The sequence below is a fragment of the Mycolicibacter heraklionensis genome (genome assembly GCF_001021505.1).
GTDB classification, from domain to species: Bacteria; Actinomycetota; Actinomycetes; order Mycobacteriales; family Mycobacteriaceae; genus Mycobacterium; species Mycobacterium heraklionense.
In genome coordinates this window covers 614,392-639,063 of sequence record NZ_LDPO01000001.1, presented here as the reverse complement: position 1 = coordinate 639,063, position 24,672 = coordinate 614,392, and the positions used below count along the sequence as shown (strand labels likewise).

The 24,672-nt window shown below is 67.4% G+C and carries 25 protein-coding genes; 13 read left to right on the top strand and 12 right to left on the bottom strand.

Annotation, left to right across the window (positions count from 1 at the left end; all coding sequences use genetic code 11):
• The first annotated feature begins 1 nt into the window (after position 1).
• Genes ABW16_RS03195 through ABW16_RS03185 form a run of 3 tightly spaced genes read left to right on the top strand, consistent with a single transcriptional unit; the run spans position 2 to position 2,864 of the window.
• Entirely contained in the window at positions 2-1,300 is a 1,299-nt protein-coding gene (locus ABW16_RS03195) for an acyl-CoA dehydrogenase family protein (protein ID WP_047317597.1), read from the top strand.
• The gene (locus tag ABW16_RS03190) at positions 1,297-1,896 is read left to right on the top strand and encodes a TetR/AcrR family transcriptional regulator (RefSeq protein WP_047317596.1); all 600 of its coding nucleotides are present in this window, start codon (positions 1,297-1,299) and stop codon (positions 1,894-1,896) included. The genes ABW16_RS03195 and ABW16_RS03190 overlap by 4 nt, the downstream gene beginning before the upstream one ends.
• On the top strand, positions 1,896-2,864 hold the full coding sequence (locus ABW16_RS03185) for an NADPH:quinone oxidoreductase family protein (protein ID WP_047317595.1): 969 nt from the start codon (positions 1,896-1,898) through the stop codon (positions 2,862-2,864). The genes ABW16_RS03190 and ABW16_RS03185 overlap by 1 nt, the downstream gene beginning before the upstream one ends.
• On the opposite strand, the gene ABW16_RS03180 is transcribed toward ABW16_RS03185, so the two are convergent.
• Complete coding sequence (locus ABW16_RS03180) at positions 2,851-3,297, bottom strand: lipocalin-like domain-containing protein (protein ID WP_047317594.1); 447 nt, start codon at positions 3,295-3,297, stop codon at positions 2,851-2,853. The two genes, ABW16_RS03185 and ABW16_RS03180, sit on opposite strands and share 14 nt — an antisense overlap.
• Positions 3,297-4,793, bottom strand: a complete 1,497-nt coding sequence (locus ABW16_RS03175; RefSeq protein WP_047317593.1) for an acyl-CoA carboxylase subunit beta — start codon at positions 4,791-4,793, stop codon at positions 3,297-3,299. Before ABW16_RS03175 ends, ABW16_RS03180 begins: the two co-directional genes overlap by 1 nt.
• 120 nt (positions 4,794-4,913) lie before the next feature.
• Between ABW16_RS03175 and ABW16_RS03170 the strand changes: the two genes are divergently transcribed.
• From ABW16_RS03170 to ABW16_RS03135, 8 genes are all read left to right on the top strand, one after another.
• On the top strand, positions 4,914-6,002 hold the full coding sequence (locus ABW16_RS03170; protein ID WP_047317592.1) for a phosphotransferase family protein: 1,089 nt from the start codon (positions 4,914-4,916) through the stop codon (positions 6,000-6,002).
• Between the two features lie 38 nt (positions 6,003-6,040).
• Positions 6,041-6,865, top strand: a complete 825-nt coding sequence (locus ABW16_RS03165; RefSeq protein WP_047317591.1) for an enoyl-CoA hydratase/isomerase family protein — start codon at positions 6,041-6,043, stop codon at positions 6,863-6,865.
• A gap of 130 nt (positions 6,866-6,995) precedes the next feature.
• Positions 6,996-7,796 carry an MlaE family ABC transporter permease gene (locus ABW16_RS03160; protein WP_047317590.1) on the top strand — a complete coding sequence of 267 codons (801 nt, stop codon included), beginning with the start codon at positions 6,996-6,998 and terminating at the stop codon, positions 7,794-7,796.
• 72 nt (positions 7,797-7,868) lie between these two features.
• Positions 7,869-8,654, top strand: coding sequence for an ABC transporter permease (locus ABW16_RS03155; RefSeq protein WP_174549759.1), 786 nt, complete (start codon positions 7,869-7,871; stop codon positions 8,652-8,654).
• Positions 8,655-8,724: 70 nt separating this feature from the next.
• Entirely contained in the window at positions 8,725-10,302 is a 1,578-nt protein-coding gene (locus ABW16_RS03150; protein WP_047317588.1) for a methylmalonyl-CoA mutase family protein, read from the top strand.
• Positions 10,302-10,721, top strand: coding sequence for a cobalamin B12-binding domain-containing protein (locus tag ABW16_RS03145; protein ID WP_047317587.1), 420 nt, complete (start codon positions 10,302-10,304; stop codon positions 10,719-10,721). The genes ABW16_RS03150 and ABW16_RS03145 overlap by 1 nt, the downstream gene beginning before the upstream one ends.
• 1 nt (position 10,722) lies before the next feature.
• Positions 10,723-11,676, top strand: a complete 954-nt coding sequence (locus tag ABW16_RS03140; RefSeq protein WP_047317586.1) for an LLM class F420-dependent oxidoreductase — start codon at positions 10,723-10,725, stop codon at positions 11,674-11,676.
• Entirely contained in the window at positions 11,677-12,702 is a 1,026-nt protein-coding gene (locus tag ABW16_RS03135) for a CaiB/BaiF CoA transferase family protein (protein ID WP_082133916.1), read from the top strand. It abuts the gene before it with no gap.
• A 53-nt stretch (positions 12,703-12,755) separates the two neighbouring features.
• On the opposite strand, the gene ABW16_RS03130 is transcribed toward ABW16_RS03135, so the two are convergent.
• From ABW16_RS03130 to ABW16_RS03110, 5 genes are all read right to left on the bottom strand, one after another.
• The gene (locus tag ABW16_RS03130; RefSeq protein WP_047317585.1) at positions 12,756-13,163 is read right to left on the bottom strand and encodes a type II toxin-antitoxin system VapC family toxin; all 408 of its coding nucleotides are present in this window, start codon (positions 13,161-13,163) and stop codon (positions 12,756-12,758) included.
• A 10-nt stretch (positions 13,164-13,173) separates the two neighbouring features.
• The gene (locus ABW16_RS03125; RefSeq protein WP_047317740.1) at positions 13,174-13,404 is read right to left on the bottom strand and encodes a FitA-like ribbon-helix-helix domain-containing protein; all 231 of its coding nucleotides are present in this window, start codon (positions 13,402-13,404) and stop codon (positions 13,174-13,176) included.
• A 65-nt stretch (positions 13,405-13,469) separates the two neighbouring features.
• Positions 13,470-14,624, bottom strand: a complete 1,155-nt coding sequence (locus ABW16_RS03120; protein WP_047317584.1) for a thiolase family protein — start codon at positions 14,622-14,624, stop codon at positions 13,470-13,472.
• Positions 14,625-14,637: 13 nt separating this feature from the next.
• The gene (locus tag ABW16_RS03115) at positions 14,638-15,054 is read right to left on the bottom strand and encodes a Zn-ribbon domain-containing OB-fold protein (RefSeq protein ID WP_047317739.1); all 417 of its coding nucleotides are present in this window, start codon (positions 15,052-15,054) and stop codon (positions 14,638-14,640) included.
• A gap of 215 nt (positions 15,055-15,269) precedes the next feature.
• Positions 15,270-15,920 carry a TetR/AcrR family transcriptional regulator gene (locus tag ABW16_RS03110; RefSeq protein WP_233424679.1) on the bottom strand — a complete coding sequence of 217 codons (651 nt, stop codon included), beginning with the start codon at positions 15,918-15,920 and terminating at the stop codon, positions 15,270-15,272.
• A 232-nt stretch (positions 15,921-16,152) separates the two neighbouring features.
• On the opposite strand from ABW16_RS03110, the gene ABW16_RS03105 reads away from it, so the two are divergent.
• Together ABW16_RS03105 and ABW16_RS03100 are read left to right on the top strand one after the other, a co-directional pair.
• On the top strand, positions 16,153-16,935 hold the full coding sequence (locus ABW16_RS03105) for an enoyl-CoA hydratase (RefSeq protein ID WP_047317583.1): 783 nt from the start codon (positions 16,153-16,155) through the stop codon (positions 16,933-16,935).
• 125 nt (positions 16,936-17,060) lie between these two features.
• Positions 17,061-18,425, top strand: coding sequence for a cytochrome P450 (locus ABW16_RS03100; protein ID WP_047317582.1), 1,365 nt, complete (start codon positions 17,061-17,063; stop codon positions 18,423-18,425).
• On the opposite strand, the gene ABW16_RS03095 is transcribed toward ABW16_RS03100, so the two are convergent.
• From ABW16_RS03095 to ABW16_RS03075, 5 genes are read right to left on the bottom strand one after another with little or no spacing between them, the layout of a single operon-like run.
• Positions 18,394-19,860, bottom strand: a complete 1,467-nt coding sequence (locus ABW16_RS03095) for an AMP-binding protein (protein ID WP_047317581.1) — start codon at positions 19,858-19,860, stop codon at positions 18,394-18,396. The two genes, ABW16_RS03100 and ABW16_RS03095, sit on opposite strands and share 32 nt — an antisense overlap.
• Positions 19,857-20,642, bottom strand: coding sequence for an SDR family NAD(P)-dependent oxidoreductase (locus ABW16_RS03090; protein WP_047317580.1), 786 nt, complete (start codon positions 20,640-20,642; stop codon positions 19,857-19,859). The genes ABW16_RS03095 and ABW16_RS03090 overlap by 4 nt, the downstream gene beginning before the upstream one ends.
• A 2-nt stretch (positions 20,643-20,644) precedes the next feature.
• Positions 20,645-22,177: an AMP-binding protein gene (locus ABW16_RS03085; RefSeq protein WP_047317737.1), complete on the bottom strand. Its 1,533-nt coding sequence runs from the start codon at positions 22,175-22,177 to the stop codon at positions 20,645-20,647.
• On the bottom strand, positions 22,177-22,914 hold the full coding sequence (locus ABW16_RS03080; protein ID WP_047317579.1) for a GntR family transcriptional regulator: 738 nt from the start codon (positions 22,912-22,914) through the stop codon (positions 22,177-22,179). Before ABW16_RS03080 ends, ABW16_RS03085 begins: the two co-directional genes overlap by 1 nt.
• Positions 22,911-24,533 (bottom strand): SMP-30/gluconolactonase/LRE family protein, encoded by a 1,623-nt coding sequence (locus ABW16_RS03075; RefSeq protein ID WP_047317578.1) that lies wholly within the window; start codon positions 24,531-24,533, stop codon positions 22,911-22,913. The genes ABW16_RS03080 and ABW16_RS03075 overlap by 4 nt, the downstream gene beginning before the upstream one ends.
• Positions 24,534-24,672 lie beyond the last annotated feature (139 nt).

The window sequence follows — 24,672 nt, the reverse complement described above, 5'->3', positions numbered from 1 at the left end:
GATGGCGTGGGATTTCTCCACCGAACCGGAGTTCGAGGCGAAGCTCGACTGGATCCGGACCTTCGTGCACGACGAGGTGGAACCACTCGAGGTGCTGTTTCCGGGCTGCGAATACCTGCCGCTGACCGAGGAACGCCGCCGGATCGTCGACCCACTCAAGGACCGAGTGCGTGAACAAGGCCTATGGGCTCCGCATCTGGGCCCGGAACTGGGCGGCCAGGGGTTCGGCGCGGTCAAGCTGACCCTGATCAACGAGATCCTGGGCCGGTCCAGCTGGGCGCCGATCGTGTTCGGCACCCAGGCCCCCGACACCGGCAACGCCGAAATCCTGGCCCGGTTCGGCACCCAAGAGCAAAAGGACAGCTATCTGGCCGGGCTGCTGTCGGGGGAGATCTTCTCCTGCTTCTCCATGACCGAACCGCAGGGCGGCGCGGACCCGCGGGTGTTCACCACCCGAGCCGTTCGCGACGGCGATGATTGGGTGATCACCGGGCGAAAGTACTTCTCCTCCAACGCCTCGGTGGCGTCGTTCTTCATCGTGGTGGCGATCACCGACCCGGACGTTCCGGTGCACCGCGGCGCGTCGACCTTTCTGATCCCCGCCGGAACCCCGGGGCTGGTCATCGAAGCCACCCACCACCTGGTGGGATCGCATCCGCACGAGGCCGGGCATTCCCTGGTGCGCTACGACAATGTGCGGGTCCCGGCCGACGCCATCCTGGGGGAGCCCGGTCAAGGCTTTCTGATCCTGCAGAGTCGGCTGGCCGGCGGACGGCTGCACCACGCCATGCGCTCGATCGGAGTGGCCCAGCGTGCCATCGACATGATGGCCCGCCGCGCCAAAAGCCGCTTCACTCAGGGCAGTTCGTTGGCCGACAAGCAGCTGGTGCAGGCGTTCATCGCCGACTCCTACGCCGAGCTGATCCCGTTTCGGCTGACGGTGCTGCACGCGGCCTGGCTGATCGACTCCGGTGACGAGAAGGCGGCCCGTGCCGAGATCGGAGTCTGCAAGATCCTGGCGTCGCAGGTACTCAAGTCGATCGGATTGCGCGCGATTCAGGTGCACGGCGCGATGGGCCTGACCGAGCAGTTGCCGCTGACCAATGTGCTGTTGGGCGGGGTGGCGCTGGGCCTGGCCGACGGGCCCACCGAGGCGCACAAGGTCAACCTGGCAAGGCTGCTGCTCAAGGACTACGACGCCGAAGATCCGGAGTGGCCCAGCGAATTCCTGGACAACCGTATCGAGGCCGCCCGCGCGAAGTACGGGGATCTGGTCGACCGGATTCCAGCGGTGCCATGAGCAGAGTCGACGCCGCCGTCCACCGGGCGCTCGATGACCGCCAGCAGCAGGCCACCGCCGAGGTGGAGCGCATCCTCGCGGCGGCCGTCACGGTGCTGGAACGGGTCGCGCCCGAGGAGCCTCGGGTCAGCGACATCGTCGCCGAAGCCGGCTCATCGAATAAGGCGTTCTACCGTTATTTCGCCGGTAAGGAGGAACTTTTCCAGGCGGTGATGGAACGCGGCGTCGCGATCGTCGTGTCGTATCTGCGCCACCAGTTGGCCAAGGAGTCGACGCCCGCCGGCCAGGTGGCTGCCTGGATACGAGGTACGGTGGCGCAGGTGTCCGATCCCCACCTGTTGAGCCTGAGCCGCGCGGCCAGCACCCAACTGACGGCCGCCGGGGTCTCCGACGACGAGATCCTGCGGCCACTGCGCGATTTGCTTATCCAACCTGTCGCGGCGCTCGGCGGCCGTAACCCTCGCCGGGACGCCGACATGGTCTTCACCTGCACGCTGGCCACCATGCGCTGCTACTTGGGCGGCACCGCCCAGCCCAAGCGCGCCGATGTGGATCACCTGGTGTCGTTCTGTCTTCGTGGGCTGGGGGCGGCCTGATGCGCGCGATCGTCTGTGAGCACTACGGCCCGCCGGAAGATCTGGTGCTCAAGGAGCTGCCTGACCCCACGCCCAGCCCCGGCACGATGGTGGTGCGCGTGCGGGCCGCGGCGGTCAACTTCCCCGACGTGCTGTTGATCGACGGCAAGTATCAGCTCAAGATCCCGGCACCGTTCACGCCCGGCAGCGAGCTGGCCGGTGATGTGATCGCGGTCGGTGACGGGGTGCCGTTCGCGGTCGGGGACCGGGTGGCCGGCGCGTCGTTCGTCGGCGGGTTCGCTGAGCAGGCGCTGGTGCCCGCCGCGGCGGTGAGTGCCATTCCCGACGGCATCGATTACGCGGCCGCGGCCGGATTCGGCGTCACCTATCGCACGGCGTATCACGCACTGCGCTCGGTTGCCCAAGTGGCAGAAGGCGATTGGGTGGTGGTGCTGGGCGCCGCCGGCGGGGTCGGGCTGGCCGCCGTCGACCTGGCCGTGGCGATGGGCGCGAAAGTGCTTGCCGCGGCTTCCAGCCCGGAGAAGCTAGAGGTGTGTCGCCAGCGCGGTGCGGCCGCGACGGTCGACTACGACCGGGAGGACCTGAAGACGCGGATCCGCGAGATCACCGGCGACGGCGCGCAGGCCGTGCTCGACCCGGTCGGCGGTTCCTACGCCGAGCCGGCGTTGCGCAGCCTGGCCCGCGGCGGGCGGTTCATCACCTTGGGCTACGCCGCCGGTTCGATTCCGGCGATTCCGCTGAATCTGGTGATGCTCAAGGGCATCACGGTGCAGGGCATGGAGATCCGGACGTTCGCCACCGACTTTCCGGCGGAGAACGAGCGCGACCTCGCCGAACTGAACCGGCTGTTCGCCGAGGGAAAGGTCAGCCCCTACATCGGCGCCCGCTTCCCGCTCGCCGAGACCGCAACCGGGCTGCGCTACGTCGCCGACCGCAAAGCGATCGGCAAGGTCATCATCGACGTCTGACCCAGACCAAGGTGTTGAGCGTCGTCACACCGTCGTTGGTGGTCGTCGCCGACAGCGTCAGCCGGTCGCCGTCCACGCGTGCCTGCCGCAGCTGCGGCGCCACCAGCAGCTCCGGCAGCATCGAGACGGTCACTTCGTGATGCACGGTCGCGGTGTCCTCGTCGACGCGGAATCGGCCACCGTAGGCGATGTAGGCCGGTAGCGCCGCGTCGCCGCTGCCGGTCAGTTGCGCCGACATATACCCGTCGGCGGTGTAGAGGATCAGACCCCGCGGCGCCGTGCCCAACGGGTGTGACACCGTGCCGGTGCCGGCGTCGACGGGCTCATGCCGCGGTCCCAGCTTCGCCTCTCCTGCGTCGAGCCTCGCTGAACCGCGGGACTCGAACGACGACAGCTCCCAGCCGCCCAGCAGCGCGTCACGCAAAGTGCCCATCAGGGCATGATGACGGTTCGGCTCACCGGCTCCGCAGCGGCCTGGCGGCTGCGCAACCCGCGCTGCAGGGCCCCCAGCAGCGCGTCGCGGGTCTCCCGGGGGTCAATCAGCTCGTCGAACCCGAGCTGCTGCGCGGAGTGATACGACGCCTGCAGTTCGGTGTCACGCAGCTTGGCGGCCAGATCCTCCCCGGCGTGCGAGGCCGCGCTGAGCGCGGCCGCACTCATCGCCCCCATCGTCGCCCCGGGGTAGGCGAACGTCGCCACCTGGGAGTCGAACCCCAGCAGCGACATCACCATCGAGCCGAAGCCGTAGGCCTTGCGCAGCGTCAGGTGCAGCTTCACCGTGGTGGCCGCGGTCTGGGCGGCGAACATCCGGGCGCCGGCGCGCAACACCCCGGCACGCTCGGAGCGGCTACCGGGCAGCATGCCGGGGTTGTCGGCCAAAAACACGATCGGCAGGTGGAACGAATCGGCAACCATGATGAAGTGCGCCGCCTTGTCCGCGGCGTCGGTGTCGATCGAGCCGGCCAGCACCTGCGGCTGGTTGGCCACCACCGCGACCGGGTGGCCACCCAGATGGGCCAGCGCGCAGATGATCGCCCGACCGAACCGCGGCTGCACTTCGAACCAGTCGGGCCGGTCGAAGACGACGTCGAGCACCGAGCGCATGTCGTAGACCCGGCGGTTGTCCCGCGACACGATGTCGAGCAGCTCGGGAGTGGGCCGCGACTGTGCGGCCGGGTCCGGCGGCAGCGCCGTGGGGTAAGACCATGCGCTGGACGGGAAGTAGGACAGATACCGGCGGATGTCGTCGAGCACCGTCTCGTCGTCGGCGCCGAAGTTGTGCACCACACCGCTGTTCAACGCGACCTCGGGACCGCCCAGGTCCTCCTTGGAGATGTCTTCGCCGGTGGACTCTTTGACCACCGGGGGGCCGGCGGTGAAGATCGCGCCGTGCGGGCTCATGATCCGGAAGTCGCAGACCGGGCCGACCAGGGCGCCGTGTCCGGCCGAGGGGCCCATTACCGCGGCGACGGTCGGTACCTTGCCCGAGCACTGTGCCTGGGCCAGCAGGTCGGTCGGGGTACGCCCGTAATGCTCACCGGTGGGACGGAATCCGGCGCCCTCCAGCAGCATCACCAGCGGGATCTTGTCGCGTAGCGCCAGCTCGGCGATCCGGTAGCGCTTGGCGTTGCCGCCGGGCCCGATGCTGCCGGCCAGCGTGGTGAAATCCTCCGCACCCACCATCACCGGGGAGCCGTTGATCAGACCCGAGCCGACCACGATGCCGTCGGCGGCGATCTGCCCGCCGACCATGGTGCCCAGTTCGCGGAAGCTGCCCGGGTCCAGCAGGTGCCCGATTCGGGCTCGCGCATCGAGCTTGCCCTTGCCACGGTGTTTGGCCACCCGCTCGGTGCCGCCCATGGCCCACGTGTGCTGCCGCCGCCGGTCCAGATCCTCCAGCGTCTCCTGCCAGTCCTGGGCGTTCGTCATCTGCGGGGTCCTCTTTCGTTGACCATACTGAAATTCTTACTGTAGCGTCTTCCAGCATGGCTGGAAGCCGCTGCCCGTGCGGGTTTTGAGTATGAGTTCCCTTGCGCCGGAGTGCGACCGATGACTTCCGTGCGACAGATACCGCGTCACCCGCACGACGTGACCAGCCAGTGGCTGTCGGCGGTGTTGAGCGCCCGGGGCGAACCGGTCGAGGTGGCCTCGGTCGACGTCGTCCCGGTCGGCACCGGCCAGACCGGGGCCACGTATCGGGTGGCGGCCCGCTACGCCGACAACCCGGCCGACCTGCCGGCCAGCTTCGTGATCAAGCTGCCGGCCGGCGACGACGCCGTCCGCGATCGCGTCGTCCTGGGCTATCGCAGTGAGTGCGCCTTCTATCGCGACGTCGCCGACGGCGTCAAGATTCCGATACCGCAGTGCTTCCACTGCGAAATCACTGATGACGCAACCGAGTACGCACTGCTGCTCTCCGATCGGGCGCCCGCGGTCCAGGGTGATCAGATCGCGGGTTGCGGTGAACGCCAGGCCCGGTTGGCGGTGACCGCACTGGCCGGGCTGCACGCGCCCACCTGGTGCGACCAACGATGGCTGACCTTTCCCGGCCTGGCCATGACCCAGCTGGACGAGGCCGGCGCCAAGGGCATGGGTGACATCGCCCGGATGTGCGCCGGGGCATGCGTTGAGCGTCTCGGCGCCCAACTCGGTGACGCGGACTGCGCGACGTTGACCGCTGCGCTGGACCTCATCACCCCGTGGGTGTCGGCGCCGCTGGGCCGGTTCGCGTTGATCCATGGCGACTACCGGCTGGACAACATGCTGTTCAGTCCCGACGGGGACCAGATCTGGGTGGTCGACTGGCAGACGCTGGGTGTTGGGCTGCCGGCCCGGGACCTGGCGTTCTTCACCGGCACCAGCTTGGCGTCCGAGCTGCGCAGAGAGATCGAAGCTGACCTGGTCACCGACTATCACCGCGCGCTGCTGGGCCACGGCGTCACCGATTACGACCGGGAAACCTGTTGGCAGGACTACCGGTTCGGCGCGCTGCAGGTACCGCTGATCTGCGCGCTCGGGCTGGTGTTCGCGACCGACACGGACCGCGGCGACGACATGTTCGTCACGATGCTGCAGCGCGGCTGCCAGGCCATCCGCGATCTGGGCACGCTGGAGCTGGTGGGCGAGCTGGCCGGCTGAGCCCGCGTACACGCCGAAGAAGGAGAGGTCGGGGTCTGATGGATGCTCAATCGCAGGGGCCGCGCCCGCCCGAGGGGGACTGGCTGGGAACGCCGTACCTGTCGTTTCGGCGGGAGGGACCGATCGCGGTCTGCACCCTGGATCGCCCCGAAGCCCGCAATGCGATGACGCCGGCCATGTACTTCGGCCTGCGGTATGCGGTGGGCCGGGTCAATCAGGATCCGGAGCTGGCCGGGCTGTTGATCACCGGCACCGCAGACGTATTCGCCCCCGGCGGGGACATGGGCGGTGGCGGGGCGGACGACTGGCTCACGTTCGGGGCCGCGCTGGGCATGGACATCACCCCGTTCGACACCCTGCGCAGTTCGGTCAAGCCGGTGGTCTCCGCGGTCAACGGGCTGTGCCAGGGCGGTGGGCTGCAGATCGCGCTCTGCAGTGACATGGCCGTGGTCAGCGACCGCGCTACCTTCCGGGTGCCCGAGCTGTTCCGCGGCATCGCCGACACCTACTACAGCCAGATGCTGGCGCGAGTGATCGGACCGGTCCGAACCCGCGACCTGATGTTCACCGGACGCACCTTCGGTGCGCAGGAAGCCCTCGACTGGGGCATGGTGGCACGTGTGGTGCCGCACGAGGAACTGGCCGACGCCGCACGCGACGTGCTGGCGCAGTGCTGCCGCACCGCGCCGGCCGCGCGTGCCGTGGTGAAGGCCAGCCTGGACTCCTACCTCGGCCTGTTCGACCGGATCGGGATGAACACGAGTTTGGGTGCGCCGGAGGCCGTCGAAGGGTTCCGTGCCTTCAAAGAGCGCAGGTCACCGGCGTGGGTGCATCCCGACCTGCGGGTCGACGGCCGGCTTTGAAGACGGCACTTTGGGGCGTTTGCGCCAGATGAGAATGAGTGTGCACAAAAATCAGAATCGAGTATCGCAGAATCCACGAATCGGATAGGATTCACGCGCACTGTCTCGGGAGGAGCCTGTCTTTATGGGGATGAAGGACCTGATCCGCTGGTCCCCGGAATCGGCGAGGGTTCGTCTGGCGGGGCCGATGGAGGCGGTCGGCGGGCTTTTCGCCATGTCGGTGGACGCCGTCAGGTTCTTGTTCAAACGTCCGTTCCAGGCCCGGGAATTCATCGAACAGTCCTGGTTCGTCGCGCGCGTCTCGCTCGCGCCGACGTTGCTGGTGGCCATTCCGTTCACGGTCCTGGTCAGCTTCATCCTCAACATCCTGCTGCGCGAGCTCGGTGCGGCGGACCTGTCCGGTGCCGGCGCGGCGTTCGGCGCGGTCACCCAGGTCGGCCCGATGGTGACGGTGTTGATCGTGGCGGGGGCCGGTGCCACCGCGATGTGTGCTGACTTGGGGTCACGCACGATTCGCGAAGAGATCGACGCCATGGAGGTCTTGGGCATCAACCCGGTGCAACGGCTGGTGACACCGCGGATGCTCGCCGCCGGGCTGGTGGCGCTGCTGCTCAACAGCCTCGTGGTGATCATCGGCATCCTTGGCGGCTACGTCTTCTCGGTCTTCGTGCAAGACGTCAACCCGGGCGCGTTCGCGGCCGGGATCACCCTGCTGACCGGAGTTCCCGAGCTGGTCATCTCCTGCGTCAAGGCAGCGCTGTTCGGGCTGATCGCCGGAATGGTCGCCTGCTACCGCGGCCTGACGATCTCCGGCGGCGGCGCCAAAGCCGTCGGCAACGCGGTGAACGAAACCGTGGTGTACGCCTTCATGTCCCTGTTCGTGGTCAACGTGGTGGTCACCGCGATCGGCATCAAGATGACGGCGCGCTGAGCCGTGGCGCTTCGTGCTCTGGCGGCCGTCTATCCCGGTGTCACCCGGCAGCTCCGGCGACCGATCGCCGCGATGGGTCGCATCGGCGACCACACGCTGTTCTACGGCAAGGCGATCGCCACCACACCGTTCGCGTTCGCCCACTACCGTCGCGAGGTCATCCGGCTGATCGCCGAAATCAGCATGGGCACCGGCACCCTGGCGATGATCGGCGGCACGGTGGTGATCGTCGGCTTCCTGACCCTGGCGGCCGGCGGCACCCTGGCGGTGCAGGGCTACAGCTCGCTGGGCAACATCGGCATCGAGGCCCTGACCGGATTCCTGGCGGCATTCATCAACGTGCGCATCTCGGCCCCGGTGGTCGCGGGGATCGGCCTGGCCGCCACCTTCGGCGCCGGGGTCACCGCGCAACTGGGGGCCATGCGGATCAACGAGGAGATCGACGCGCTGGAATCGATGGCCATCCGCCCGATCGCCTACCTGGTCAGCACCCGCATCGTCGCCGGGCTGGTCGCGATCGTTCCGCTGTACGCCATCGCGGTGATCCTGTCGTTCGTGGCCAGTCGCTTCACCACGGTGTTCTTGTTCGGGCAGTCGGCCGGCCTCTACGACCACTATTTCCGCACGTTCCTCAACCCCATCGACCTGTTGTGGTCGTTCCTGCAGGCCTTCTTGATGGCGATCACCATCTTGTTGATCCATACCTATTTCGGCTATTTCGCCGCCGGTGGTCCGGCCGGCGTCGGCGTCGCGGTGGGCAACGCGGTGCGGACCTCGCTGATCGTCGTCGTCTCGGTGACGCTGTTGGTCTCGCTGTCGGTCTACGGGGCCAGCGGCAACTTCAACCTGGCCGGATAGCTACCGGCATTCGCGCACGTCGCGGTAGTGGTATTGGCATTCTCATTTTTTGCAAGTACCGTATCCATCGATGAGCGACCCAGTGCAGACCTCCTCAGGGATTCCGCTGAAACCGGTATACGGCCCGGACGACCGGCGCGAAGAGCCGCCGGCTCCCGGGACGTATCCCTTCACTCGCGGAAACTTCGAGTCCGGCTACCGCGGACGGCTGTGGACGTTTCGTCAGTACTCCGGCTTCGGCACCGCCGAGGAGTCCAACCGGCGCTACCAATACCTACTGAGCCAGGGCGGAACCGGGCTGTCGGTGGCCCTGGACCTACCCACCCAGTGCGGGTACGACTCCGACGACCCGGAGGTCGGTGAAGAAGTCGGCCGGGTTGGGGTGGCGGTAGACACCCTGGCCGACGCCGAGATCCTGTTCGACTCCATCCCGCTGGACAAGATCAGCACCAGCTTCACCATCAACGGCACCGCCGCCATCCTGCTGGCCTTCTACGTGGCCGCCGCCGAGCGGTCCGGGGTGCCACGCGCCAAGCTCACCGGCACCATCCAGAACGACATCCTCAAGGAGTACGCGTCGCGCGGCACCTGGATCTGGCCGCCCGAACCGTCGCTGCGGCTGATCGCCGACACCATCGAGTTCTGCGCGGCCGAAGTACCGCGGTTCAACGCGATCTCGGTGGCCGGCGCGCACTTCCGCGACGCGGGCGCCAACGCCGTGCAGGAAATGGCATTCACCCTCGCCGACGGCGTCACCTACTGCGACACCGTCGTGGAGCGCGGCCGGATGAGCATCGAGCAGTTCGCCCCCCAGGTCTCGTTCTTCTTCTACACCCACGGCGACTTCTTCGAGGAGGTCGCCAAATACCGGGCCGGCCGGCGGCGGTGGGCCACGATCGTGCGGGAACGTTACGGTGCGTCCAGCGACAAGGCGTCGATGTTCCGGTTCGGCTGCGTGGCCGGCGGCGCGTCGCTGTTCGCGCCGCAGGCCCAGAACAACCTGGTGCGGGTGGCGTACGAGGCGATGGCGGCGGTGCTCGGCGGGGTTCAGTCGATGTTCACCGCGGCCTGGGATGAGCCGTTCGCGCTGCCCAGCGAGGAGTCCGCGACCCTGGCGCTGCGCACTCAGCAGATCCTGGCGTATGAGACCGGGGTGACCCGGGTGGCCGATCCGCTCGGCGGCTCCTATTTCGTCGAGGCGCTCACCGACGCCACCGAAGAGCGCATCATCGAGATCATGGCCGACCTGGAGAACCACGGCGGCATGGTCCGCGCCATCGAGGACGGCTACCTGCAGGGTCTCATCGCCGACGAGGCGTTCAAGATCCATCACGAGATCGAGTCGGGCACAAGGCCCGTCGTCGGCGTCAACAAGTTCACGTCCGACGAGCCACCACCGGAGATCGCCACCTACGAACTGGACGCCGAAGGCCGCGACGTTCAGCTCAAGCGGCTGGCGCGGGTCAAGGCCGAACGCAACGCCGACGACGTCGCCGCCAAACTCGCGGCGTTGTCACGCGCGGCCGAGGGCGACGCCAACCTCATGCATCCCCTGATCGACTGCGCCAACGCCTACTGCACGGTGGGCGAGATGGTCTCGGCGCTCAAGGCGGTCTGGGGCGAGTTCCAGCAACCGGTGGTGTACTGATGACTTCTCCATTGACTTCCCCCGTACGGGTCCTGGTTGCCAAGCCCGGTCTGGACGGCCACGATCGGGGGGCCAAGATCGTCGCCCGCACCCTGCGGGACGCCGGGTTCGAGGTCATCTACACCGGCATCCGGCAACGCGTCGAGGACATCGTCGCGACCGCTCTGCAGGAGGACGTGGCGGTGGTGGGCTTGAGCATTCTCTCCGGTGCGCATGTGGCACTGACCGGTCGCATCGTCGAGGCGCTGCGAGCCGCCGACGGTGGCGACATCGCGGTCGTTGTCGGCGGCACCATCCCGCAGGGCGATGTGCCCAAACTGCTGGCCGCCGGGGCTACGGCGGTCTTTCCCACCGGAACCACACTGGACGATCTGGTGACCGGGGTCCGGCAGGTGGTCGAGAAGGCGGGGGCACACTGACATGCGCCTTGGCGTGATGATCGGAGCCGAGCGCGGTGACATGTCGCGCAAGGTCAAGAAACTGATCTCCGATATCGAATGGGCCGACTCGGCGGGCCTGTCCACCGCGTGGATGCCGCAGGTGCCCGACGACTTCGATCTGTTGACCATGGTGGCGCTGATGGCCTCGCACAGCACCCGGATCGAGCTCGGGACCGCCGTGGTGCCGCTGCAGGCCCAGCACCCGATTGCACTTGCCCGCCAAGCGCTTTCGGTGCACGCCATTTCGGGTGGGCGACTGGCGCTGGGCGTCGGGCCGTCGCACCACTGGATCATCCGGGACATGCTCGGCCTGCCCTACGACAAACCCGCCGCCTACACCCGGGACTACCTGCAGGTGCTCAACGCCGCACTGTCGGGACCCGGCCCTGTTGACGTGGAGAACGACCACTTCACCGTGCACAACCCGACCGCGCTCAGCGCCGAGACCAAGATGCCGGTGCTGGTGGCCGCGCTCGGCCCGGTGATGCTGCAGATCGCCGGCGAGCACGCCGACGGCACGTCGCTGTGGATGGCGGACGAGAAGGCCATCGCCGAGCACATCGCGCCCAAGATCAACAAGGCCGCGGCGCAAGCGGGCAGGCCCGCACCGCGCATCGTCGCCGGTATCCCGGTCACACTGTGCGCCAACTCCGAGATCGAAGCCGCCAAGGAACGCGCCAACCGGATCTTGGCCGAGGCCGAGACCTCGCCCAACTATCAGCGGCTCCTCGACCGTGGTGAGGCCCGTAGTGTCGGCGACCTGTGCGCGGCCGGCGACGAAGAGTCGATCCTGAAGCGGTTCAAGCAGTTCGCCGACGCCGGGGTGACCGACCTGTCAGTTCGGCTGCTGCCGATCGGCGACACCCGCGACGAACTGGTCGCCTCCAAGTACCGCACCCGAGAGGTGATCGCCGAACTCGCCAAGGCCGTCTAGGTGAGCGGACCGCTCGCCGGGATCCGCATCCTCGAAGTGGGGGTGATGCTGGCCGGCCCGTACGCCACCATGCTGCTGGCCGACCTCGGTGCCGAGGTCATCAAGATCGAACCGCCGGGCGGCGAGATCTCCCGCCAGGTGGGCCCGAGCTACTTCGCCAGCCTCAACCGCAACAAGCGCAGCATCCAGTTGGATCTGACGTCGGAGGCCGGGCAGGCCGCACTGGGCGAGCTGGTTGCCGAATCCCATGCGCTGCTGGTGAATATGAAGCCGTCGGTGATCCGCCGGCTGGGACTGACGTATGAGTCGTTGCGGCGGTTCAATCCGCGGATCGTCTGCGTCGCGCTGACCGGGTTCGGCCTGGACGGCGGCGATCAACCGGCCTTCGACTACGTGATCCAGGCCGCCACCGGGATCGCCGCGATGACCGGGGACCCGGACGCGCCGCCGACCCTGCCGGGATACTCCTCGGCGGACAACTCCACCGGCCTGACGGCGGCGTTGGGCCTACTGGCGCAGATCGTCAGCGGCCGCGGCGGGCAGGTGGAAGTGTCGCTGCTGGATGTGATGCTCTCGCAACTGAACTACCGCGCGGCGGCCTACCTCAACGACGGCATCGAACCCCAACGGCACCCACACGGAGCGCATTCGTATTACGTTCCCGCGCAGCTCTTCCCGACCGCCGAGGGATATCTGGCGTTGTTCGTCACCCATGACGGGTTCTGGAAGACGTTCGCCGCGGAGGCCGGCGTAGATGGCTTCGCGACGATGGCTGAGCGCGCGGCCCGCCGCGATGAGGTGCTTGCGGTGGTCGCCGCCGCGCTGGCCTCTGACACCGCGGCCGGCTGGGAGGCGCGACTGCGTCCTCTGGGCATCCCGGCGGCGGCGGTGCGCACGCTGCCCGAAGCCCTCAAGGAGCATCCGGAAATAGTCGTCACCGCAGGCGATTTCCGGCTGGTGGGCAGCCCGATCCGGATCGCCGGGTATGAACCGGACTACCGGCCACCGCCGACGCTGGACGACTGACGGGGGCGGCTACACCTTGAACGCAGCTCGGCGCGGCACGATCTGCTGCTGCGCTATTGGAGCAGGTTGATTGCGACGGGGATACCGAGCTGGTCAGCAGCATCGGCCAAGCGGCTGTCGACAGTGACTACGGCGGCGGAACGTTCCACCGCGACAGCGACATACAGGCCATCGTAGATCGAGATGTTGTGCCGCCAGGACCAGGCGGTGCGCAGAAGCAGTGCATCAGGAAGCACGTATTCGATAGCCAGTGCGGTAGCCGTCTCGGCAGCGGCCTCGGCGTCCTCGAACTCCAATTGCTTGCGCAGCACGGCTTTGTGCAGGGTGCGTAGCACCTCGCCCGGCATGTGTGCCGGTGCAAGCCAGGCGTCATCGCCGTTCAGGGCTGTGCGTGCCGCGTTGCCTTGCGGAGTGCCGCTCGTGAGCGCCAACACCAGGACACCAGCGTCCACCACGATCATCGGCGGAAACTCATCCGTCGCGGTCGGCGCGGATGACGGCCGTCACTTCCTCGGCTGTCATGCTAAGGCTGCGATGACCGGCCAAGGTCTCCAAGAGCTGCCGGTTGCGCCCCGCCTGGTACTCCCGTTCCAACAGCGATCGCAGGTACGTCTGCGTGGACTGGCCGCGCGCTTCGGCGCGGGCGGCCAGCGCGTCGCGAACTTCTTCAGGGACATCTTTGATCTGAATCGCAACCGCCATCCTCACAACATAGCACATGCGCATGGCATGCGCATGCAGTTAGTGAGTGCTTTCGTTTCAGACGCTCAGACCATGACGATCGATGCCGACGCCGTACCCGGCGCGCCGTAGACCTGGGCGAACCCCACCTTCGGGCCTCCGGGCACTTGGCGGTCACCGGCCTGGCCACGCAGCTGGAGCACCAGCTCGTGGATCTGGCGCAGTCCCGACGCGCCGATCGGCTCGCCGTTGGCGATCAGCCCGCCGTCGGTGTTGACCGGCAGCGACCCGCTGATCTCGGTCGCCCCGTCGGCGAGCAGCTTCTCCTGGTCACCGTCGGCGCAAAAGCCGCACTCGGCCATGTGGATGATCTCGGCGCCGGCGTCGGTGTCCTGCAACTGGACCACATCGACGTCTTCCGGTGTCACGCCAGCCTTCTCAAAGGCGGCGCGTGCGGCATAGACCGTGGGCGCCACGTCCTCTTCGATCGGGGCGGAGGTGGCGTGCACTTCGTAGGCGCCGTAGCGGCGGGTGCGGATCTCGGTGGCCTGCAGGTAGACCGGCTTACCGCTGAAGCGGTGCGCGATGTCGGCGCGGCACATGATCACCGCCGCCGCGCCTTCATCGGGCGCGCAGAACATGTACTGGGTCAGCGGGTAGTTCAGCACCGTCGAGTCGAGGATGGCATCTTCAGACATCGGCTTGCGCCGAAATGCGTTGGGGTTCAATGCTCCGTTGCGGAAGTTCTTGGCGGCGACCTTGGCCAGTGTCCGCTGGGAGATGCCGTGATCGTGCAGGTAACGGTTGGCCTTCATACCGAAGAACTTGGTGGTGACAAACTGCCCGTTCTCGGCATACCAGGCCGGCAGGGCCAGCTTGGCCGGGTCATCGGTGAACGCGCCGCGGGGGTGCTTGTCCATCCCGATCGCGATGCCGATGTCGTACTTACCCGACCGGATGTTGTCGGCGCAGACCTGGGTGGCCGTGGCCGCGGTGGCGCAGGCGTTGAACACGTTGGTGAACGGGATGCCGGTGAGACCGACCAGCCGCGTCACCGCGTCCGGGTTGGAGATCTCATAGCTGCCGCCCACCCCGAACTGGATGTCCTTCCATTGCGCCCCGGCGTCGGCCAGGGCGAGGTGGATGGCCTCGGCGCCCATCTGCATCGCGGACTTGTCGAACCGGCCGAACGGGTGCAGTCCGACACCGATGATCGCCACATCGTTGTTCGCTATCGTCATTTTCCAGGTCTCCTTAGACGGGCTGGAATGCCCAGGTGAGAATCTCGGTCCCGTCGTCGTCGACGTAGAACGGCACCATGGTCAGTTCGACGTCCATGCCGAATTTCAGCTTGGCGGGATCGGATTCGGTCAGGCGAGCCTCGACCTGGACCACGTCGCCGAGTCGGACCAGCCCGACCCCGTACGGGGTGAAGCCCTCGGCGGTCTCGCCGCCGGCGTAGGGCAGCTTCGGGACGAAGCCCTGGGTGGTCCAGGCCTCCAAAGTGCCTTGGCGGGGCAGCAGCAGGTCCTGCATCTGCGGGCCGCTGCATCGCGGGCAGTGATCCTGGCGGGGCCACACCGTGGCTTGGCAATCGGCGCATTGGCTGCCGATCAGGGCCACGTTCTCGTCGGGCCAGTTGGTGACGTCCGGGTCGAGGGGTTTACGCATCGGCGCCACCGGTCTTCCAGGCAGGCACGCAGAAAGTGGAAATCACATTCTCGATTAGAGCATACGTGCCTACGGCTGGGGAAGCCCGGACGACCGGTCCGGGATATGGGACGGCGGCGCTACGCGGGCGAGGGTGCGCAGAATGCCAATTTCGCGCGGCGTGTCGCGTGCAGACGCGCACGCTCGCGCAAGAAAGCCAAGAAAGCAGGGGAGGGCTACTTGGCGAGCCCGTGGGCGCAGAAGTCCCACAGCTCGTCGGCGGTGATGGGGTGGGCCGCCGGATCGTCGGACTCGGCACTGGACTGCGCGACGAACATGACGGTCTGCATGACCATGGCCGCCATGCGCCGGGCGTTGACGCCCTTGCGTAGCTCGCCGGCCGCGTCGGCGGCTTCCATCAGTTCGGTGAGCAGCGCCAACAGCGGGGTGAAGGCAACCCGCACTTCCGTGGGGTGCGAGACCAGCAGGCGCGGCGCGAAGTCGGTGAACAGCGGCCGTTTCGCTGAGGGGTCGGGTCGAGAGAGCTCGAAGAGCAGCTCGATCGCCACTTTCAGCCGCTCCAGCGGCTTGGTCTGGCCGTCGGTTGCGGCACGGATCTGGTCGGACGTGCGCACCAGCGCGTCTTCGAACAGTGCCAGCAGCAACTCGTGCTTGCCGTTGAACTGCAGGTAGAAGCTGCGCAGCGACTGTCGGGAGCGCTCGACGACCTCTTGGACGGTGAAGTCGGTGCTGCCCTTTTCGATGATGATGGCTTGGGCTGCGTCCAAGAAGCGCTGTACGCGCTGGGCGGCCCGCAACCGTGCGGTCTTGATCGACCGCTCGACCGCCCGCTGCTTCCAGACGGGCTCTTCTTCCGGGTTACTCACCACCGGCTCCAACGGTTGCCTTTTTGGGAGAACACGAATGCACCCTACCGGAGAACAGCCTCGGATCGGCGCCAGGCTGTCGCGACGCTGCCATCCCAGTCGCGAAGATGGTAACTTTCCTGTGATGAGAAGGCCCTTCTCCGCGATGTGTCGGCACGGCCGCAGACCGTGGCGCCCGGGAGTCCGCTCGGCCTGATCCGCCGCTGATTCCCGCAACTGATTAAGGACGCGCATGTACATCGACTACGAGGTCGCCGAGAAGATCGCAACGATCACCCTGAACCGGCCCGACGCCGCCAACGCTCAGAACACCGAGCTGCTCGACGAGCTCGACGCGGCTTGGACACGCGCCGCCGACGACGATGACGTCGCCGTCATCGTGTTGCGCGCCAACGGCAAACACTTCTCGGCCGGCCACGACATCAAGGGCGGCAGCCCGGTGCCGGACAAGGTCACCCTGGAGTTCATCTACAAACACGAATGTAAGCGCTACCTGGAGTACACGCTGCGGTGGCGCAACGTGCCCAAGCCGTCGATCGCCGCGGTGCAGGGGCGCTGCATCTCCGGTGGGCTGATGCTGTGCTGGCCGTGCGATCTGATCATCGCCGCCGACGACGCTCAGTTCTCTGACCCGGTGGTGTTGATGGGCATCGGTGGCGTCGAATACCACGGGCACACTTGGGAATTGGGTCCGCGCAAGGCCAAAGAGATGCTGTTCACCGGCCGCGCCATGACCGCGCAGGAAGCCGCGCAGACCGGCATGGTCAATCGGGTGGTTCCCCGTGAGCAGCTGGACTCCGAGACCCGCCAACTCGCCGAGCACATCGCCACCATGCCGTCGTTCGCGCTGCGCCAGGCCAAACGTGCGGTCAACCAGACCCTCGACGTGCAGGGCTTCCATTCGGCGATCCAGTCCGCGTTCGACATCCACGAGACCGGTCACGGCAACGCGCTGTCGGTGTGCGGATGGCCGATTCTGGTGAACCTTGACGAGATGAAGTCTCAGGTCAAATAGCTACTCAGCCGCGACCGCCGCATGAGCCTGGCGGTTCGGTTCTCGGGGAATCTAACGATTGAGGTGAGCGGCTCACTCATGGCACCGTGGTACCCACATGTACCGACTGTTGGGAAGGTGTTGGAGTGGCTGAGAAGACGACCGATCCGGTGCGGCTCCCGCCGGTAGCGCCGATTCCGAAGCCGCTGGCGGCCCTGCTGTTTCTGACCGCTCGCAAGACCGCGATGCGGGCATTGGGGAAACGCTACGGCGGCGCGTTTTCGCTGCGGCTGCCGATCGTCGGTCATGCGGTGGTGCTCAGCGATCCGGTGTTGGTCAAGAACCTGTTCACGACCCATAGCGACCTGGTGGGCCGGCCCGGCAATCTGGGCGCGGTCTTGGGGCCGGGTTCGACGTTCAGCCTGAACGGCAACCCGCATCTTCGCCGTCGCAAACTGTTGGTGCCGCCGTTCCACGGCAAGCGGATGAGCGGATATGAATCCATCGTCGAAGCGGAGGTGCTGCGCGAGATCGCGACGTGGCCCGAAGGCCGCGAGTTCGCCACCCAGCCGTCGATGATGCGCATCACGCTCAACGTGATCTTGCGCGCCGTATTCGGTGCTCAAGGAGCCGAATTCGATGAACTGCGCGAGGTGTTGCCAACACTGGTGGCGTCGGGGTCCCGGCTGGCGGTGCTGCCACCGCGGGCGCGACGCGACTTCGGCCGACTGAGCCCGGGCGGGCGCTTCCACGACTATCGGCGACGCTACGACGCCTTGATTGCGAAACTGATCGACACTGCGCGCAACTCACCCGACTTTGCCGAACGAACCGACGTCCTGGCTTTGCTGCTGACGGCCCGCTACGACGACGGGCAGCCGATCAGTGACGTGCACATCGCCGATGAGCTGCTGACGTTGTTGGCTGCCGGTCACGAGACGACGGCGACCACGCTGGCGTGGGCGGTCGAACGGCTTCGTCGCCACCCGGATCTGTTGCACCGCTTGGTCGACGAAGTCGATGCCGGTGGATCGGAACTGCTACAGGCGGTGATATGGGAAGTGCAGCGGACCCGATCTGTTGTCGAAGGGACCGGCCGCATCACTCGTACGCGGATCAAATTGGGTCCGTGGGTTATTCCGGAGAACCACGCGGTGGTGGTTGCCTTCCGGTTGATGCACTTCTCCGAGGACAACTTCGCCGACCCCGACGTCTTCGACCCGGATCGCTTCGTGGGCAATCCGCCCGATACGGCACTGTGGGTGCCTTACGGCGGCGGGGTGAACCGTTGCGTGGGGGCCGCGTTCGCCAACATGGAAATGCTGGTCACCCTGCGTACGCTGTTGCGCCACTACGAACTGGTTCCGACCACGGCCAAGGGCGAGCGTCACCATTCCCGAGGTGTCACTACAGCCGCGGGACGCGGCGGCCTGGCGGTGGTGCACCGGCGCGAAACCGGCCGGCCGGCGGCCGCCGACCTCACCGCAGCTGGGAACGCAGCTGGCGTTTGAGCACCTTGCCGTAGCTGTTCTTGGGCAGCGCGTCGACGAACTCGTAGCGCTTGGGGCGCTTGAACCGCGCGATGCGTTCCAGCAGATGACTGTCCAACTGGGCAACTGAGGCGTCGCCCACGATGAAGGCGACCACGATCTCGCCCCACTCGGCGTCGGGTGCGCCCACCACTGAAGCCTCGATGACGCCGGGATGACTCACCAGTGCCTCTTCGACTTCGCGGGGATAGATGTTGCTGCCCCCGCTGATCACCACGTCCTTCGAGCGGTCGCGCAGGGTGAGAAATCCGCGGGTGTCGAACGATCCCTTGTCGCCGGTGAACAGCCAGCCGTCCCGGACGGCCTCGGCGGTGGCGTCCGGGTTGTTCCAGTAGCCGGCCATGACGACGTCGCCGCGGCAGACGATCTCGCCGACTTCGCCGGCGGGCGCTCGGGTGCCGTCGTCGCGCAGCACAGCGACCTCGACGCCGGTCCGCGGCCAGCCGACCGAGCCCAGGACTGGGTCGTCGGCCAGGTGGTCGGCGCGGCTGAGGCCGGTGATCGTCATGGGGGCTTCGCCCTGGCCGTAGAGCTGGGCGAACACCGGCCCGAACGCGGTCATCGCCCGCTTCAAGTCCCCGAGATACATCGGACCGCCGCCGTAGACGATGGTACGTAGGTTGGCCGGGCGCCCGCGGCCGGTGGCTACCAGTCGGCCCACCATCGTCGGCGCCAAAAAGGCGGTGGCGCCCGGGTGATGCCCACACAGGTCGAGGAATTCGGTCGCGTCGAACGAGCCCGATGCCGGTACCACCTGACGGGCTCCGCGCAGGACGTAGGGCGCGATGTAGAGCCCCGATCCGTGCGACATCGGTGCGCCGTGGATCAGGCTGCAGTCGGCGTCGGGGTCATCGAGGTCGGCCAGATGTGCCAGCGTCATCGCCATCAGGTTGCGGTGGGTCAGCATGGCGCCCTTCGAGCGCCCGGTGGTTCCGCTGGTGTAGAACAGCCATGCCAGTCGGGACGGATCCGGGTTGACCTCGTCAATGGGAGGGCAGGCGAACCGGGCCAGATACGCTGTGCCGCCAATGGTCTCGATGGGCGCATCGACGTGGTCGATCAACTCCGGTGCCAGCTTCGGGGACGCGAAGACCAGCGCCGCACCGGCGTCGCGGATGATCTGCGCCATCTCCCGCGGGTGCAGCTTGTAATTGAGTGGAACGACGGCGCATTCGGCCGCCCAGGTGGCGAACATCAGCTCGATGATCTCCGGACGGTTCTCGCTGGCGATCGCGATCCGTGCGCCGGCTCCCGCCGCCCGGCTCAGCGACGTCGCCAGTCGTCGTGCGCGATCGGCCAGCTCGCTCCAGGTGTGCAGCCGCCGCTCGCCCTGATACACTGCACCCCGCTCGCCGAACCGGGCCGCCGCCTGGTCCAGCAAGGTGAACAGATTCACGGCTGCACCCAGTCGGAGTCGAGGCCGAAGTCGGACAGATACTTGGTCGAACTCCAGCCGCCGTCGACGACGATGGTCTGGCCGTTGATGAAGGAGCCGGACTCCGAGCACAGGAATGCCACGGTGCCCGCGATGTCGTCCACCCGGCCCAGTCGCGGATATGGCGTCATCTCGGCATTGAGCTTGCGGAACCGGTTGTCGGACAGGCGTTGTTCGACCATCGGGGTCACGGTGACACCGGGGGCCACCGCATTGCAGCGGATGCCCTGGGCGCCGTACTGGCAGGCGATGTGGGTGGTCAGTGCGGTCAGCCCGCCCTTGGCGGCTGAGTACGCCCCGCCGCGCAGTCCGCCCACCACGGCGAAGGTGGAGGTGATGTTGATGATCGCCGATCCGGGCCGCAGGTGCGGCAGTACGTCGCGTGCCAGCCGAAACGGTGCCCGCAGCATCAGGCTCAGGAAATGGTCCAAGGTCTCGTCATCGGTTTCGTGCAGCGGCTTGGGGCTGCCGACACCGGCGTTGTTGATCAGATAGTCCACCCGGCCCCACCGGGACAGGGCGGCATCGAGGATCTGCTGTGGCGCCTGCGCAGTGGTCAGGTCGACCGCCACGGTGGCGATCCGGTCGGGATCGATTCCGGACTCCTGTAGCGTCGCCGCCAAACCTGCCAAGCGTCCGGCGTCGCGGCCGGTTGCCAGCACCGCCATCCCGGCCTCGGCAAGCTTTGCCGCGCAGCCGAACCCGATTCCGCTGCTGGCCCCGGTCACGATCGCCACCTGCATGGTCATTTACCTCCGATCAGAGCCGCCCGTATCTGCTGCTTGACAACCTTGCCGGCGTCGTTCTTGGGAAGTTCATCCCAGATCGCCACCTGCTCAGGGGCTTTGAACAGCGCGACACCGTGGGCGGTCAGCATCGCCCGCAGATCCGCGACGTCGGGAGCGTCGTCGCCGGCCGGCACGATCACCGCGCAGGCGCGCTCGCCGGTGCGGACATCGGGGATCCCGACCACGGCGACCTCGGAGATGCCGGGATGGCCGATCAAGATGTCCTCCACCTCGCGCGCGGAGATGTTCTCGCCGTTGCGGATGATCACGTCCTTGAGTCGTCCGGTGACGAGGAGATAGTGCTCGTCGACCCACCGGCCGAGATCGCCGGTAGCGAAGTAGCCCTGGTCGTCGAAGCAGTCGCGCTCGTCCTCGGGGCGCAGGTAGCCGAGCAGCATCTGGGGGCCGCGGACATAGATCTCGCCTTCGCCGGGTGAACCGCCGGGGCGGGCCACCAGCTTGATGTCGGCGATCCCGGCCCGGCCATCGGTGTCCGCGGCGTGAGAAAGTTCGTGGGGGCCTATCGATCCGACCGTGGTCACCGGAACCTCGCTGGACCCGTACACCCGGGTGACGACGGCGCTACCGAAGTAGCCGGCCGCCTCGCGGATCAACGATGACGGGACGGACGCGCCGCCGCAGACGAAGAGCTTGAGATCAGGTAGGCGGGTGCCGGCCTCACGGGCGGCGGCGAGCAACTGCGCCAGAAACGGCGTTGCCCCTGCCACGTGGGTGCAGTGTTCGGAAAGCATGAGCGCTATCGCGGTATCGGGGTTCCAGGTGTCCATCAGCACGGCGGTGGTGCCGAGCATCAGCGGCGCCTCGAACGCATAGACCGATCCCCCGATGTGGGCGATGGGGGACGGGACCAGGAACCGGTCACCGGGTTCGATCATCCAGTGCCGGACCAGCTGGTGAATCAGGGCATTAATCGAATTATGACTATGCAGAACACCTTTCGGATTGCCAGTGGTACCGGAGGTGTACAGCAGTAGCCGGACCGCGTCGGGATCCAACGTCGGCAGCGCGGCTTCGGGGGATCCGCCGAGCAGGGCTGCGTAGCCGGCCGAGCGACCGCGCACCAGCGCCACCTCGGGCGGGTCGGCGAGGGCACCGGTGACGCGGGTCAGCATCGCCGCGTAGTCGTGACCACGGAACTGCTCTGGCGCGAACAGCATTCGGGTTCCCGAGTCGGCCAGGATGAACGTCAGCTCCGCGTCACGCAGCGACGGCAGGATCGGGTTCACCACCATCCCGGCCAGCGTCGCGGCCAGATAGACCACGGCGGCCTCGTGCCAGTTCGGCAACATGAACGACACCACGCTGCCCGTCGGCATCTTCTCCAACATCGCCCCGGCCAGTGCGGTCGCCTGGTTGTGCAGCTCTCGGCAGGTCAGCCGGGTGGCGCCGTCGACCAGTAGGACCCGCTGCGGGGTCTGCGCGGCGGCGTCGGCCAGAGCGTGGGCCAGTGTGCCGGCAAAGCGGGCCATCACAGTGCGCCCGGTCCGGGTACCCGGTGCAGCGTCATCGAGTAGCGATAGTCGTCGCCGGCATGGGTGTTCACCGTCACCTGGGCGATCTCACCCTCGGAGGTGATGTAGCTACGCTGCATCTGCAGCCCGGCGGTGCCAGGCTCCACGGCCAGCGCAGTCGCGAGCTCGGGGGTGATGATCACCGCGCGGATGTGTTGGCGGACTTCGACGATGCTGACTCCGAACACATCCTCGATCAGCGGGAAGATCGGGCCGGAGTGCCGCTGCAGCAGCCGGCCGACTCCGGCGAACGCACGGTTGATGTAGTACTCGGTCCGGCAGATCGGCGCGGTTTGACCCTCCCTCCGGCGGTTGCCGCGCACCGCCAGCCATTCGGTGCCCACCGGCAGACCGGTGCGCGCGGCGGCATCCGCGTCGAGGGTGACCATGGCGTTGGAGTCGATCTCGAACTCGGCGCCGGCCGCGAACGCCACCAGGTCATCGATCGACACCACGTCTTGGGCGTAGCAGTTGGTCGCGGCGCGGGGGATCACCACGGTGCCCGCGCGGGGACGGGAGACGACGAGGTTGTCCTCCCGCAGTCGTCGCAGCGCCTCGCGGACCGTGTAGCGGCTGACGTTGAACCGTTCGCACAGTTCGTGTTCGGTGGGCAGCTGCGAGCCGATCGGATAGACGCCGTCGGCGATCTCCTTGCGCAGCGTCCGGGCGACCTTCAGGTAGCGGTGGTCGGTCACGGGCCGACCGGGTGCAGTGCCAGCACGCTGCCGTCGCCGTCGGCCGAGACGAACAGGGTGCCGTCGCGGCCGCGCGCGATACCGGCGAACGGACCTTGGGGACCGGAGAACGGCGGCATTCCGTTGAGCGGTTTGGGGGTCACCCCCGGCGGCGGCCCGATCGGCAGCCCGTCGGCGATCACCTGCCGCGCCCGGGTGTCGAGGTCGACGGCGAGCACCTGCCGGGTTCCGGCGTCGACGACGTACAGCGTGCGGTCCGCCAGCGTAATCCCCTGCGGCCGAACGAGTCCGTCGACCACCGTCTGGATCCCCGAGCCGCTGACTCGCACCACCCGCCCCGCGCCGGATTCGGCCACCAGGTAGGTCCCTTGATCGGTGTGGCCGGCGACCTCGACCTCAATCCCGACCGGACCCGCCAGGTCGCGGGCCAGCACCTCCACCGAGCCGGCGCGCACCCCCAGCACCCGGCCGGTACCGAACTCGGTGACCGCGACACCGGCGGGCCCTACCGCCACCCCGTAGAGCTGGTCGAAGCCGTCGGCGAGCACCTCGCTGGACGACTGCGCCGGCACGTAGCGCGCGACCTGCCCGCCGGAGGTGGTGACGACGAACTCGCCGGGCCCGACGGCGACCACGCCCCGTACGAAGCCGGGATAACCGGGGCTGAACAGCATGCCGAGGGTTTCCAGCCGGCCGCCCTCGCCAACGGCGTAGAAGTAGGTGCCGTCGGCGACGTAGAGCCTGCCGGAGCCGTCCACGGTGAGATCCAGCGGCCAGTTCAGACCGCCCGGCAGTACCGTCGATGTCTGGCCCCCGCCGGCGATTTCGGTGATCTCGCCGGTGAAGTTGGAGACGAAAAGCCGCCCGTCGACGAAGGTGCAGTTGTCCAGTCCGGGATGCAGTTGCGCCAGTACGGTGGCCTCGCCGGTGCGCGGATCGATGCGCAGCACCTGTCCGCTGGCGGCCTGGGTGGAGACGATGCACCCGTCGGCGTCGAACTTCACCGAGTCCGGTACGCCCAGATCGCCGGCGACCCGCTGCGGGATGGCATCGGTGGCGAAGGGATCGATTCGCCAGATCTCGTTGGCGGTCATCACCGGGAAGTACAGCAGCCCGTCGGGCCCCACCTCCATGGCGTTGGGCGACGGCAGGTTCTCGGCCAGGATGCGCCTGCCGCCGGTGGCCCGGTCGAGTTCCATCAGGCGTCCGCCCTCGCGGCATTCGCCGACGAACAGCCGGCCTTGGTGCACGGTGATGCCGTTGGCGCAGGGCAGATCGTCGCGCAGTACCCGGCTGCGGCCGGAGGCATCGAGCGCACTGACCCGGGCATCCATCACCTCGGTGGCGTACAAGGTGCCGCGCTCGTCGAAGGCGACATCGTCGGGAGCGACGACGTCGCCGCCGCGCGCGCTCACGACTGCCAACTCGCCGGTGGTCACATCCAGTGCACTGATCTGGCTGCCGGTCACCTGCGCGATGTATACCCGGCCGTCCGGGCCGGTTCGCAGCCCGTTGGCGCCGAACAGTCGGCTCGGTTCGGTGACCCGCTCCAGCCGCCAGCCCGGCGCCGCGGAGGGGGCACCGGCCAGCTCGCGAGGGAGTGGCGGGGAGGCAGTCATGACTCCGGACGTTATCAAGCCCAGTTAGTCCAGACAATAGTCCGCGGCGACCGGGCAACCCGGCCTTGACGCACGAATAACCGCTGCGGAATAGTGTTCTGCATTACGCAGAACGGAGTATTTTGTCCGAACAAATAAC